At 69.0% G+C, this 12,635-nt stretch carries 12 protein-coding genes and 1 pseudogene; 5 read left to right on the top strand and 8 right to left on the bottom strand.

What is annotated here, in order from left to right:
• The 3 genes from ACFV0Q_RS28715 to ACFV0Q_RS28705 all read left to right on the top strand — a co-directional run.
• Positions 1-261, top strand: a 261-nt coding sequence (locus ACFV0Q_RS28715; RefSeq protein WP_385009263.1) for a helix-turn-helix domain-containing protein, incomplete at its 5' end; no start/stop codon positions are given.
• 512 nt (positions 262-773) lie between these two features.
• Entirely contained in the window at positions 774-1,868 is a 1,095-nt protein-coding gene (locus ACFV0Q_RS28710) for an NlpC/P60 family protein (protein WP_385009262.1), read from the top strand.
• Positions 1,869-2,641: 773 nt separating this feature from the next.
• Positions 2,642-3,403: a dienelactone hydrolase family protein gene (locus tag ACFV0Q_RS28705; protein ID WP_385009261.1), complete on the top strand. Its 762-nt coding sequence runs from the start codon at positions 2,642-2,644 to the stop codon at positions 3,401-3,403.
• Between the two features lie 93 nt (positions 3,404-3,496).
• Here the strand turns inward: ACFV0Q_RS28705 and ACFV0Q_RS28700 are convergent, their stop codons facing one another.
• From ACFV0Q_RS28700 to ACFV0Q_RS28690, 3 genes and pseudogenes are all read right to left on the bottom strand, one after another.
• Complete coding sequence (locus ACFV0Q_RS28700) at positions 3,497-3,682, bottom strand: hypothetical protein (protein WP_385009260.1); 186 nt, start codon at positions 3,680-3,682, stop codon at positions 3,497-3,499.
• 321 nt (positions 3,683-4,003) lie between these two features.
• Positions 4,004-4,954, bottom strand: coding sequence for an SDR family NAD(P)-dependent oxidoreductase (locus tag ACFV0Q_RS28695; RefSeq protein ID WP_385009265.1), 951 nt, complete (start codon positions 4,952-4,954; stop codon positions 4,004-4,006).
• Between the two features lie 114 nt (positions 4,955-5,068).
• A pseudogene (locus ACFV0Q_RS28690) lies at positions 5,069-5,649 on the bottom strand (transposase); the annotation flags it as partial.
• Between the two features lie 76 nt (positions 5,650-5,725).
• Here ACFV0Q_RS28690 and ACFV0Q_RS28685 point away from each other — a divergent pair.
• The gene (locus ACFV0Q_RS28685) at positions 5,726-6,163 is read left to right on the top strand and encodes a glutaredoxin domain-containing protein (RefSeq protein WP_385009259.1); all 438 of its coding nucleotides are present in this window, start codon (positions 5,726-5,728) and stop codon (positions 6,161-6,163) included.
• A 185-nt stretch (positions 6,164-6,348) separates the two neighbouring features.
• On the opposite strand, the gene ACFV0Q_RS28680 is transcribed toward ACFV0Q_RS28685, so the two are convergent.
• The 5 genes from ACFV0Q_RS28680 to ACFV0Q_RS28660 form a co-directional block, all read right to left on the bottom strand.
• On the bottom strand, positions 6,349-6,918 hold the full coding sequence (locus ACFV0Q_RS28680; RefSeq protein WP_385009258.1) for an SMI1/KNR4 family protein: 570 nt from the start codon (positions 6,916-6,918) through the stop codon (positions 6,349-6,351).
• A 157-nt stretch (positions 6,919-7,075) separates the two neighbouring features.
• Entirely contained in the window at positions 7,076-7,585 is a 510-nt protein-coding gene (locus tag ACFV0Q_RS28675) for a GNAT family N-acetyltransferase (RefSeq protein WP_385009264.1), read from the bottom strand.
• A 424-nt stretch (positions 7,586-8,009) separates the two neighbouring features.
• On the bottom strand, positions 8,010-8,498 hold the full coding sequence (locus ACFV0Q_RS28670; protein WP_385009257.1) for a GNAT family N-acetyltransferase: 489 nt from the start codon (positions 8,496-8,498) through the stop codon (positions 8,010-8,012).
• 57 nt (positions 8,499-8,555) lie between these two features.
• A complete protein-coding gene (locus ACFV0Q_RS28665; RefSeq protein ID WP_385009256.1) occupies positions 8,556-9,566 on the bottom strand; it encodes a TauD/TfdA family dioxygenase in 1,011 nt (336 codons plus the stop codon).
• A 41-nt stretch (positions 9,567-9,607) separates the two neighbouring features.
• The gene (locus ACFV0Q_RS28660) at positions 9,608-10,522 is read right to left on the bottom strand and encodes a hypothetical protein (RefSeq protein ID WP_385009255.1); all 915 of its coding nucleotides are present in this window, start codon (positions 10,520-10,522) and stop codon (positions 9,608-9,610) included.
• Positions 10,523-11,174: 652 nt separating this feature from the next.
• Between ACFV0Q_RS28660 and ACFV0Q_RS28655 the strand changes: the two genes are divergently transcribed.
• A partial coding sequence (locus ACFV0Q_RS28655; RefSeq protein WP_385009254.1) for an APC family permease occupies positions 11,175-12,635 on the top strand: 1,461 nt, incomplete at its 3' end.

The raw sequence follows: 12,635 nt of genomic DNA, 5'->3' as shown, positions 1-12,635 counted from the left end.
CAGGCCGGCATGTCCCGCCGCACCCTCATCCGGCGCTTCCACTCCGACACCGGTCGACCGCCCATGAGTTGGCTGCTCGATGCAAGGCTCGGCCTGGCACGGGAACTCCTGGAATCGAGCGACCTGACGGTCGAAGCCGTCGCACGGCGCTGCGGCCTGGGCACGCCGGCCAACTTCCGGACCCTGTTCAAGGCGCACGTCGGGGTACCGCCGCGCACTTACCGCGAGACCTTCAACTCCACTGCTGTGAAGAGCCGTTGACCCTCTGATCCTGACAGGCCGCCGCCGGTCGCGAACGCACCTCTCCGCCCTTCCCGGCCCCGGCTCTCCAACGGACATGAGCCCATGACCGACCGCACCTACCAGTGGCGGTGAACAGGCCGGAAGCACTGGCGTGCGAGTGATCACGACCCAGGTGGCGAGTGGAGGGCAGGGGCCCCACTGACCACGGTCACCTGCCCGGGTCCCGGCGCCTGCGCCGTCGTCCGGGGTCCGCGCCAGACCATGCCCTGGCAGCACCGGACGGGCTCACCCCACCGGGAAGGGGGCTCGGGGTGGCTTCCTCAGCCCTGTCCGGGCGGCACCCGCCGGGACCGTCAGCCTGCTCGTGGGCGTCGGGTGAAGGTGACCGGCTCCTGCCGCGCTGGCAACGGCTGCCAACGGGCCCGCGCTTCCCCCTCATCCCCCGAGTCACGACCGGCATGTCCGATATCAGCCGCATGGTCGGCCGGTCGGTCCCTGGTCCGCGGCGGCCCGCGCAGGACAATCGTCGTATGCCCCTCTCGAACATCGCGCTTCCCGTTGCCGTCAGCGCCTTCATGGCCTTGGTTCCCCTGGCGCATCCCGTCTCCGCCGCAGACACCTCCCCTTCGGCGGCGTCGGCCGCCTGCAAGGGCGCCAGGACCTGCTACGTCGACGTGTCCGTCGCGCAGATCTGGGTGAGCCCCGACAAACTGCGGACGGTGGACGCGAAGGCGCTCACCAACCCGGTCGACATCCGGGGCTGGTTCGCCGCCATGGCCCCTGACATCAACCTGCGCCGCGACGTCCCGGGTGAGACGCAGGCCCTGTACGGGGGCCGGGTCACCGTGGTCGACACGACGACCAAGGACGGCGTGCTCTGGGACAAGGTGGTGGTCCACGGCCAGCCCACGCCCAGGGATGCGGCCGGCTACCCCGGCTGGGTGCCCGACCGGCAGCTGACGAAACTCCGGAAGAGGGCTCCGTCCGGCACGACCGCGGAGCGCGTCACCAGCCCGACGGCCTGGGGCTACCGCTCTCGTCAGGCACTGGCGGCTGGGGCGCCGTCCAAGGGAGGCACCGAGTACTCGTTCAACACGGAGTTCGCCGTGAAGCCGGTCGCGGGCGCCCCGTCCGTCGTGGAGGCCCGGGCCAACGACGGCACCCCGATCTACTTCGAGCGCGGCGACCTCGCGAAGGTCCCGACGTCCGGGGTGACCGGCGACGACGTGGTCGCCGAAGCGCGCAAGTTCCTCGGTCTGGAGTACCTGTGGTCCGGCACGGCCGGGTTCGGCTACGACTGCTCCGGCCTGACGAGCCAGGTGTACTCCGCCCTCGGCATCACCATCCCGCGCGACAGCCAGCCGCAGTTCGACGCGGGCGGCGGCTCGGCGCCCGCGGGCTCGGCCGAGGGCGAGCGGATCACATCGCCGACCGACCTCCGGCCCGGCGACGTCCTGGGCTTCGGCAGCAGCACCTCGAACGTCACCCACGTGGGCATCTACGTCGGCAGGAACGACAAGGGCGAACCGATGATGATCAACTCGCCCAAGACCGGGGAGAGGGTAAGGGAGGAGCCCCTGACGAACCGCCCGTTCGTGGGCGCGACCCGCTTCATCGGCTCCTGAACTCGGGCCACGGCGCACCATCACCGGACTGCTGGAGGGCCGAGAGCTCTGGAGAGGACCTTGGCCTGTGAGGGCGGGCGGGTACCCGTTCACGCCGGTTGGCTCATGGCTGTCCGGATGGGAACGGTTCGTGTCCGTCCACGAAACAGGGGTGCCCGCCTGGTCTGATAGTCGGCCATCTGGGCGAACACCAGGCTCTCCGGGTCCTATGGCCCGCGCTTCACAAGAAGTCACCTGGCGTGGACGTGTTGGCTCGTCCACGTCCTGCCTCTGCTTGTCCTGCCTGCGACTGCGACCGTCGACACCCCGCAGGACGCGTGCCAGTAGGGGTGGTCACGCGCCTGGCAGAAGTACCCGAACCTCCAGCAGCCATCTTCTTCAGTCGGTTCGTGGAAGCTGGGATCGCGAACGATCGTGGTCACCGGCTCCTGCCCGCTGAACCGGGGGATGGGCCGCGGGTCGCACCACAGCAGTCGGGGAGGCGTCACACGCCCATCCTGCTCCGAGGCCGACCTGTTCAGATCGGTGGGTCGTCGCGGTCGACCCGACGATCGTCCGTGCCCATCAGCTGTCAGCCGTTCGAAACGGGCCATCCGTAACCCCTTGAACGTCTCTTCCCCTCCCAGACCGGCTCCGACGTTCTGCAACAACCTTTAAAGCCTGTATCGGAAGTGTGTGGGGTGGTGTGGCGGCGTCTCAAGCCACCCGGGTTAGCCTGAGGCGCCCGTGGCCGCACCCTGGGTGTTCATCGCCTGCTTGTTCGGGGGATATCCATGTCGAATCTTGCTCCGGTTTCTGCTCGTTGGATGCGTTTGCCCGAGGGGCCGGATGTATATGCCGCTGCTCCAGCCACTGGAGCTCCTGTCGCGACCGTGGTGGTCGGCATGGAGCTGTTCGGCGTTACGGCCTGGGTGCAGAAGGTGTGCGAGCGCCTGGCAGCGGCCGGCTACGCGGCTATCGCACCGGACTTCTACTGGCGTCAGGCTCGCCGCGCCGACCTGGGGTATGACGATCACGGGCGCGAGGAAGGCTTCCGGCTGCTGGGCCATCTGACGCGCGAGGGGGTTGCTGCCGACACCGAGGCGGCCCTCACCGCGGGCGTCGCACTGGGCGCCGGTCCTGCTCGTGCCTTTGCCGGCTTCTCCCTGGGCGGCCACCTGGGCATCCTGGCTGCCACCCGCTTGCCGCTGGACACGGTCATCAGCTGCTACGGCGGCTGGACCCTGGACGGTGGCATCCCGCTGGCCGAGCCCGAACCGCCCCTGACACTCTCAGGTGCAGCCGCCATCGCCGAACACAACACCACACTGCTCGGTATCGTCGGCGGGCAGGACTTCCTGATCTCAGCAGATGAATGGCAGCGCCTGGGCCGGCGTCTCCAGCGGGCCGGGGTACGGCACGAACTGATCGCTTACCCTCAAGCCGAGCATGGGTTCCTGTGCGAGGACCGCCCCGAAAGCTATGACGTGAACGCTTCTGATGATGCCTGGAAGCAGATGCTCAAGGCCCTGGCCCAACTGCCCCACGGAAGCTGACTGTCTGGCTCTCGTCCGTGGGAGCGACGGATCACAGCCCTTGTTGATGGCTGCGACGAGTACGGTCGCCTCATAGCGGACCGCGAGCTTCTCCTACCTGGTGGCCACGGCCCTGTGGCGCTTGAGGCGATTGATGCCGCGCTCAACCGCGTGCCGCTCGCGATAGTCGATCTTGCCGAACTTCGGCGGGCGGCCGCCGAAGTTCGGCACGCGCTTCCTGCGGCTGAGGGCCTGGCCGGCCTTGTCCGGGACGATGCAGCGGATGCCGCGCTTGCGCAAGCAGGCGTGGTTCTTCGGCGAAGCGCCCCAAGAAGCCCACCGACAGGCCTGCCAGGCGCACGACCACCTAGTAGGGCTGGGTCACGGTTGGTGTTGGTGCTGGCATGCCGAGGTGACAGGTGGGGCAGGCGCCGGCCCAGAGGGTGAGGTGGGTCCGTCACTCGTGGACGACCGGTGTGAACGGCTCGAACACATCCGCCGCGAAATCCGGCAGGTCACACCGGACCCCAGCCAACTCTCCAGGCATCACATCCGGTCATGGGCATAGCTGATCATCCGGGCACGCCACCAACGACGGACCCTGACCAAGCACCACTAGGGTTATCCGGGGATGGCACCGGGGTCGACGCCGGTCAGGTCACAGCTTGAATCCCACAACCGCGCCGCGACGGAAGTGTCGGCGAGGTGGTCCGCTATCGGTTCGTGGCGGGGCTCGCCGCGCAGGCCGAAGACGCGTGGTCCCCACAGCTGGCCTCCACGCACGGCCGGGTCGAGCACCGCCCGGACTGCGGGCCATGCGCCGGCGTGCTTGCCCTGGACGAGGAGGGCCGCAGGTGCCGCGCTCAGCCGGGCGCCGGTGGTTCGCCTATGAACCGGCGGCCGTGACGGGGTGAGGGAGTCCAGCGCGCCGCCGGGATGGACCACCACGCTCGTCACCGCGCTGGCGGCAGCACGCAGGCGGCGGTCGAGCTCGACGCCGAAGTACATCTGTGCCAACTTGGAGCGTCCGTAGGTGCGCTTGGGCCGGTAGTCCTTCCGGGACTGCAGGTCGTCCAGGTCGAGCCGCTCTGACTTTGCCGCGAAGCTGCCCATGGTCACGATGCGGGCCGCCGGCGCGGCCGACAGCAGCGGCATCAGCCACCGGGTCAAGGCGAAGTGCCCGAGGTGGTTCGTGCCGAACATGAGCTCGTGACCGTCCTCGGTCTCCCTGCGCGGCGGGTCGTCAAGCGCGACGCCGGCGTTGTGGACTACCGCGTGGAGGCGCTCCACCTCCAGTGATTCCACCGCTGTTTCGATCGACGAGAGGGCGGCGAGGTCCAGCCGTACGGCCCGCACCCGTGCGCCGGGGACCCGCGCACGGATCGAGGCCGTGGCGATCTCGGCCTTGGCGGGATTCCGGCTGCCGAGTACGACGGTGGCTCCGGTCGCCGACAACTGCTCCGCGACGAAGTACCCGATGCCGGCGTTGCCGCCGGTGACCAGGAAAACGCGGCCATCGGCACGCGGTAGCCGTCGGACGTTCCAAGGCGGGGTGGGGGATGCGGACGACATGGACGGGGCTCCCTTGCTGGTGAAGGCGGCTGCGACTGCTCCGCCGGCAATTCGACTCCCACGGTTCCAGAGGCCACCGGCACATCGCCTATGGATCACCGACAGTCCCGCCAGGCGGCCGACATCCTGCCTACACGCTGCTGACCTGTCGCGGCACCGGCCCGGTGAGCGTTGCGTCGGCCAGGCAGGGCGCGGGCGGAGGTTCCGAGATCCTCGGCGGACCTGAGCCGGGGTGAGCCGTGCGGGCTCGGCCGGGCTCTCCCAGGGGTGGCGGACTTCCGCCGCGGCTTCGCGGCTGAGCCGGAGCTGGGTGTGGGCGGCGACCACGAGGCACGTCCAGCGGTCTCGGGCCTCGGGGGTGCGCTTCTTCGGCCGGGTTCACCCGAGGGTCTGCTTCATCAGCCGGAAGGAGTGTTCCAGGTCGAAGCGCCGCAGGAACGCCTGCCAGCGTACGTCGACGGCCCGACGCTCAGGCCGGTGGCCGACGACCACAGTCAGAGCGGCAGTGGATCTCCGCCCTCGTGGAGGCGGTCGACCTGGCGGCGGATCAACGTGCCTTCGATGACGGGGAGTTCGCTGGTGTGGTCGATCCACGCGGATCGGGTGGTGGGCCTCGGAGGGATGCGGTCCCAGGCCATGCCGCGGGCAGGGCCGTACAGGTCGGTGACCTGCGTGGTTGTAGCATCCGGCTCGCCCGCAGGACTCCGGAGTACATCCAGGTGAGCGGCCTGGTTCGACGAGCTTTTCGAGTCATCGATAACCTGCGTCACCATGATGCGCACTTGGATCCTACCGATGCTGCTTGTGCTCTGCGGCTCAGCCGTCGCGACGGGGCTGACCCTCAAGGGGAGCCCCGGCACAGCCGCAGCACTCCTGCTGGGGTTCCTGGCCCTCGCAGGCGTGCACTCGCCCCTGATCTTCCCGAGGTCGATCGGTGCCCGGGAGGCACAACGCCGCAGCGCGGTCGACGGCCGCCCGGTCGTGTTCTGGCGGCCGGGCTGCAAGTACTGCATGCGAATGCGCATCCGGCTGGGCCGCAGCGCCCGCCAGTTGCACTGGGTCAACATCTGGCGCGACCCGGCAGGAGCCGCAGCGGTGAGGGCGGCCAACGACGGCAACGAGACCGTCCCGACCGTCCTCCTGGCGGGCCGGCCACACACCAACCCCGATCCCCAATGGGTGCGCGAACAGCTCTTCCCTTCCGCGTGATCTGCGGCGGCCTGTGACCAGTGCTGGAAGGAGCGGCCGAAAGTCCCAGCGAGGAAGTCCCCGCCGAGGCTACGGACCGCCGTGTCCGTCACGGTGGTCATGGTCGGCGGCCCGCCCTTAGGCGAGGCGGGCGCCCAGTTCCGTTCGACCATTGAACACGAGCAAGTAGGAGAGCCGTCGTTCGCTCAGAAGGCCTCGACGTGGGGCCGTACCGACGGCAGCTCCCACAGTTCCAAAGCTCCGCTGATCAGGTCGGCGAGGAACTGAACCGCGCCTCCGGTGTAGTGCCACCAGCCGCCGTTGCGTGAGGCCACGGTGACGGTCCACGAGTCGGGACCGGACCCTGTGGTGTTCCAGAGGAAGTAGTCGCCCTGGTTCGACGCGGCCCAGGGCAGCAGGCCTCCGGGGGCAGGAAAGGGGTGCAGAGGAACGGACATCTCTGCGTCCGCACACCACTCGGCGAGGATCTCAAGATCTTCGGGGTCCTCTGCCCATGCCCGTTCCTGCCCGGGTTCCGGGAAGCCGACGCAAAGGAAGTCGCCGAAAGCCAAGGACGGGTAGCTGTTGGCAAGCAGCTTGTAGTCGGAGGGCAGCTCCGCGGTCAGGCATTCTTCGAGCCGTGCCCAGTTGATGCCGGCTGGAGCCGTACGTCGAACCAGGGCGAGGCCGGGGACGGCCTGCTCCAAGGCTGCGACCGCCGAGGCCGGATCAGCCAGTCGCTGACGAGGAGCTTGAGTGCCGATGAGAGCGTCCACCGGGACAGCGTGCCAGAGCACGGATCGCGAGCCTTCACTGACCTCCTAGGTTCAGGACCATCGATGCCTTGAGCAACATGTGGGTGAAGGTGGTCGCAGCCCCCTGCCACCCCGGATCCGGTCTCCGCGGCGGCGCCGGGTCGGGGCGGGGTCAGCGTCACAAGTCGGCAGGCGGAGCGGAGTAATCGTCGAGGCTGCGAAGGTACGTCAGGCCCGGGCGGCCGGAGAGCCGCGTCTCGCCGGTGACGTTGAACCCCGCGCGGGCCAGCACGGCTCGGGACGCCGCGTTGTCGAGGGTGGTGGCTGCCCGCAGGGAGGTCAGCCCGTACCGGTCGGCAGCGAGGCCGCACACGTCCCGCACAGCCGAGGTGGCCAGCCCCCGGCCCGCGGCCCGCTCTGCGATCCGGTACCCGAGTTCGGCACCGCCGTCCGCCACGTCCACCAGGTTGACCCGCCCCAGCACCTCGCCCTCAGCACCGACCAGCACGTGGAAGTAGCAGTTCCCGGCGTCCTGTTCGGCCAGCAGATCACGATGCCGCTCGTCGAACCCGGCGAAGTAGTCCTCCCCCCGGTCCGGTACCGAGACCGCGAAGTAAGCCCGGTTCTCCCGCTCGAAGGCGAGGAGCGCGGAGGCATGGTCCGGACGAAGCAACTGCATCTCAGGCATAGGGAGGACGGTACACAACCCGAAATCCGGGCCGTGGAGAAGCGGAGAGCACGGCTGAAGACAGTCCCTAGCGGTAAAAGGTCCGGCCGTCCTCGCCGTGACGGCAGCGAGATAGGGGCGGGCGACCAGGCCGGTCCGTGCGCCATCGACAAGCGAGGCATAACGCAGGGCGAATTCCGGCGCCATGATCTCCTCGGCAAGGTGCAGATCGCCGTTCCACATCGCCGTCCACTGGTCATAGGTGTGGATGCCGAACTGCCGCACATCGTTGTCGCTCGTCAAGACCGCCCTCGATGGTCTCGGGTTCGCGAGGTTCGCGACAGTGACAAGGGGGTCTGACAACGGTGATCGCCGCCGGGCACGGCCCGAGGAAGGAGCCTCCGCCATCACTGACGACCTTGGAGGGTTGCGGCCGTGGCTGAGCCTACGAGAGTTCCTTCCGCATCAACGTGCACATCGTTTCGTAGCGGCGCAACGATCCATCAGGGGCTTGTTCGTCCCACGAGTCCGGCTGGCGGTCGTACGCGACATAACCCAGTCGCTGGTACAGCGCACGCGCCCGGGGGTTGCTTTCCTCCACAGCCAGCTCGGCCCGCCGCAGACCGCGGTTCCTGATCCGCAGTTCTGCGGCTTCGACAAGGAACGTGCCGATCCCACACGACTGCAAGGCGGGGTGGACTGCCAGCTGCCACAACGTGCCGACGCCCTCCTTGACCTGGTAGTCGACGCCCCCCCTCGCCACCGGGACGTCCGTCCCAGGGCAGACCGCCAGGTAGTCGACCTCACCGGTCCGCACACGTTCCAACTGCTCGGCGACGCCGGCCATGTGGTGATCAGACCCTGCCCACCCGCACGACGCCAGGTCCCCGTACACCAAATCACGGGCTGACAGCCTCAGCACAACCTCGATCATCTTCAGTACCTCCGTTCACCGCGTACGTGCGCACCTACCCATGGGACCGGACGCTGGTCAGCGGGCGAGTACGTGGCCGTCGTGGGGGCGGTGGTCGCGGGAGCGGCGCAGGTCGGTGGTGACGTAGGTGCGTTGCAGCCAGCGGTCCGCTCCGTCGTAACGGGGGTGGAAGGCGGTGCGGCCATGGACGGTGACGCGGTTGTCGATGACGACCAGGTCGCCCGGATTCAAGCGCAGGGTGCGGGCGGTCGCCTCGCAGGCGCGGCCGAATTCGGCCAGCGCCGCAGTGGCCCGAGGGGTGAGCGGGGTGGTGACCAGTTGGGCCATCCGTATGTCGGGATCCTCGACCGCTCCCGACAGCACCGGTCGGGGCTCGACGCCGGGCCCACTCGCGGCAGCGTCGGGGCCGAAGGAAGGCGGTGGTGTGGTGATGAACTCCGGTGCGAACAGGGCACGGCGACCGGCTGCGGTGAGGAGCGGCAGCGCTTGGCGGATGCCGGCGACGCGCATGCCGGCGATCTGGTCGTGGTCGGCGCGCAAGCACAGGAAGACCACATGGTCGGGTGGGTGGGGGTGGAAGCCGTTCTCGGTGTGGAAGGACAGCGGCACCGATCCGGCGTTGCCGTGGAAGCTTTCCTGCCCGGGCACGGGTACGACGTCCTGCACGAGGGCGCCGGATTTCTCAGCCCGGTAGGCGAGAGGCTCGCCGAGCCCGCAGGCCACCATGGTGAGCACCGCGGCCGAGACGGTGGCCCGGCGCTGGACCGAGCCGGGCACGGACGGAGTCGCGGGCAGGGCCGCCTGATCGACGGGCAGGCCGCCGATCACCAATGTGCCATGCGGGCCGGAGTGCCTTCGAAATCGGCGCACCCCACGGCGCAGCGGGAACGGAAGCTCCTCCCAGGCATCCCGGGCCCGGGCCACCCACTCGGGGTCGTCGACCTGGTCGTGCTCGCCGGTGCACAGGGTGCGGGCCAGCCGCTCGCACGCGCCGGCATCGGCCGGGTCAAGCGTCCAGTCGGCGGCGACGGCAGGGCTTTGGGTGGTGCCGGGCGTCGTCTCGGGCATCAGGGTCTCCTGCCGGAGGTGTGGGCGGCGGACACGCGGAGTCACGAGTGGCGCAGGGAGGCCACGGCGTCGGCGATGTAGTGGTCCCCGAATCGGATCAGGGAGGCGTACTGGGCTGCGCGGCGGTGGCGCATGTGCCGAAGTTCGGCGACGGCGTTGTCGGGTCCTTCTGGTTTCTGAGCGATGGAACGATGCAGATGCACCATCGAGTACGCGAGGGTGATGTGCCGTTCACCGTCCACGATGTCGGCTTCCAGGAGCGCTCCCCGTGCCTCGGCCAGCTCCGGAGCGCGGGCCGCCAACTGCTCGTAGGAGTCGGGAACCACGGACAGCAGGTCCTTCATCGCTGCCCGGAACAGCTTGTATCCGCGATGTTGGCGCCCGCTCAACGGGGCGTCCACCGACGGGGGAGCCATGGTGTGGCGTATCGCCGCCATGTAGTAATCGGCCGGGATCGTACTGGCGTGGGTCATGGCCGCCGGGAAACCCCGCACGTACACCGTCGCATCATCCAGCCGCGGCAGAGCGGCATCGCCGTCGCCCTGCCGTAGATGGCGGGTGGCGTCGGCCACGGCGACCGCGGCGCAGATGTTGAACAGGACATGGACCTGGTGCCCGATGAGCCACCGAGCACTCCACACACTCTCCAACGACGCGCCCGCAGCCGGCTCGGGGACGGCCACCAGCGGTACGGAGTCGGGGGCGGCGCCCGGCGCTGCGCCGGTGAGGTCGAGCAGCGCCTGCCGCATCCCGGCCGCCTCCAGCGCCAGGTCGGCGCCCGACAGCGGAGCCTCGCACAGATCTTCCAGAGCGCGGTGGACGACCAGGACACCGTGCAGGGCGGCCTGCTGGTCCGACAGTTCCCTTTCACGGACCCGGAAGAACGACTGACTGGTCGACTCCGCCGCTAGTCCCTCACCGGCCACGGCCGGAGCCAGAGCCGACAGCGCGGCCACCAACTCACCGGCAGCCGCAGCGGCCTGCCGCAGCGCGAGGGTCCGTTCGACAGGTCTGGCATGGGTCGCCAACCCGGCCAGCACGCGCGCGGTGCGCCTGGCCTCAGTACCGACCTGCGGGCCCAGCGCCGGGACGGACCGCCCGCCTCGGGGCTCACGGAAGACAGCGACAGCAGGATGACCGGTGACCGGCGATAAGCCCATGGTGGAAGTACTTCGCCAAGAACGCTCCACACGAAACCTGATCCACAAGATCATTCCCCTGCGGTGCGCCGGAGTTGGCCGACGAGGTCGGCGGCAGCGGGCACGGCATGCCCCGCGGAGCCGTACGAAGAGGCACCCCGCCGGCCGGCCCGCCGAGGTGACGCGATCCTCCGGTTGCCTGCCTGCCTGCCCTGCCCTGCCCCGTCCAGATCGGCACGGCGGCTGCTGTCGCGCAGCGAGTGTTCATGCCGCCGCAGTCCTAGCTCCTCCCCGGTTCCGTGAACATCACCGGGCGGTTACGCATTCGGTCCTTCTGTCTGACGGCCCGACAACTCGTCGTCCCTACAGACTGATTGGAGGTCCTTCTGTCGATTGTGGCGTGGGTCGTGCAGGGCGAGAGTGGCCGCCTTCCCATCGGCTACCTGCCGCCAGCGTGGAGAGGACGTTCATGTCCCACAGTCCCAGCGGTGAAGTCCACCGGCTCAAGGCGAACTCGGTCGGTCTGGTCGGGGTGGTGTTCATGGCCGTTGCCACCGCCGCGCCGATCACCGCGATGACCGGCAATCTGCCGATCGCCGTCGGTTTCGGCAACGGCATCGGGGCCCCGGCCGGCTATCTCTTCGCCACCCTCGTCCTGACCGTCTTCGCCGTCGGCTACGTCGCCATGGCCAAGCGGATCACGGCGGCCGGAGCGTTCTACGGATACATCTCCCACGGCCTGGGCCGGATCGCGGGGATGGCCTCCGGGATGCTCGCCGTCCTCGCCTATATCGTCTTCGAGGCCTCGATCGTCGGCGTCTTCTCGTACTTCGCCCGGACGACCGTGCACGATCAGCTCGGCGTCGACCTCCCCTGGGCCCTCTACGCGGCCGCGATGCTCGGCGTCACCGCCATCCTCGCTCACTTCGACATCAACCTCACCGCCAAGGCACTCGGCGTGATGCTGGTCGGCGAGATCGCGGTCCTGTTCGCCGTCGCGACCGCGGTGCTGCTCGCGGGCGGCGGCCCGGACGGCATCCCGCTGGAACCGGTCAACCCGAAGAACGCCTTCACCGGCACCTCCGCCGGACTCGGCCTCTTCTTCGCCTTCTGGTCCTGGGTCGGCTTCGAATCGACCGCCATGTACGGCGAAGAGTCCCGCGACCCCAAGCGGGTGATCCCCAAGGCCACCCTGATCTCAGTCGTCGGCGTCGGCCTCTTCTACATCTACGTCTCCTGGATGACCATCGCGGGCAACGGCCTGACCAAGTCCGTCGAACTGTCCGCCTCCGCCAACCCCCTGGACCTCTTCTTCGCACCCACGCAGCAGTTCATCGGCTCCTGGGCCGTCGACTCGTTCCAGTGGCTCCTGCTCACCGGCTCGTTCGCCTGCGGCATGGCCTTCCACCAGTGCGCCGCCCGCTACCTCTACGCCATCGGACGTGAGGGCTTCCTCCACCCAGGGCTCGGCCGTACCCACACCAGGCACGGATCCCCGTACATCGCCTCCCTCGTGCAGAGCGCCATCGCGATCGCCCTCGTGGCCGCGTTCTGGCTCACCGGCCAGGACCCCTACATCCACCTCTACACCCTGCTGGCGATCCTCGGCACCATGGCCATCCTCATCGTCCAGACCCTCTGCTCCTTCGCCGTGATCGGCTACTTCCGCAAGAACCACCCCGAGGACCGGCATTGGTTCAAGACGTTCACCGCCCCCCTGCTCGGCGGGATCGCGATGAGCGCCGTCGTGGTCCTGCTGGTCGTCAACATGAAGACCGCGGCCGGACTCGCCGCCGACTCCCTCGTCTTCACCCTCATCCCCTGGATCGTCGCCGCAGTCTTCCTCGGAGGCCTGGCCCTCGGCCTCTACCTCAAGCTCAGAGCACCCGAGCGCTACGAGGTCATCGGCCGGATCGTCCTGGAAGACGCC

This window comes from Streptomyces sp. NPDC059564 (assembly GCF_042735575.1).
In the GTDB taxonomy this organism is placed as follows: domain Bacteria; phylum Actinomycetota; class Actinomycetes; order Streptomycetales; family Streptomycetaceae; genus Streptomyces.
The sequence above is the reverse complement of the archived record's forward strand: the minus strand, read 5'-3'. Positions and strand labels throughout refer to the sequence as shown.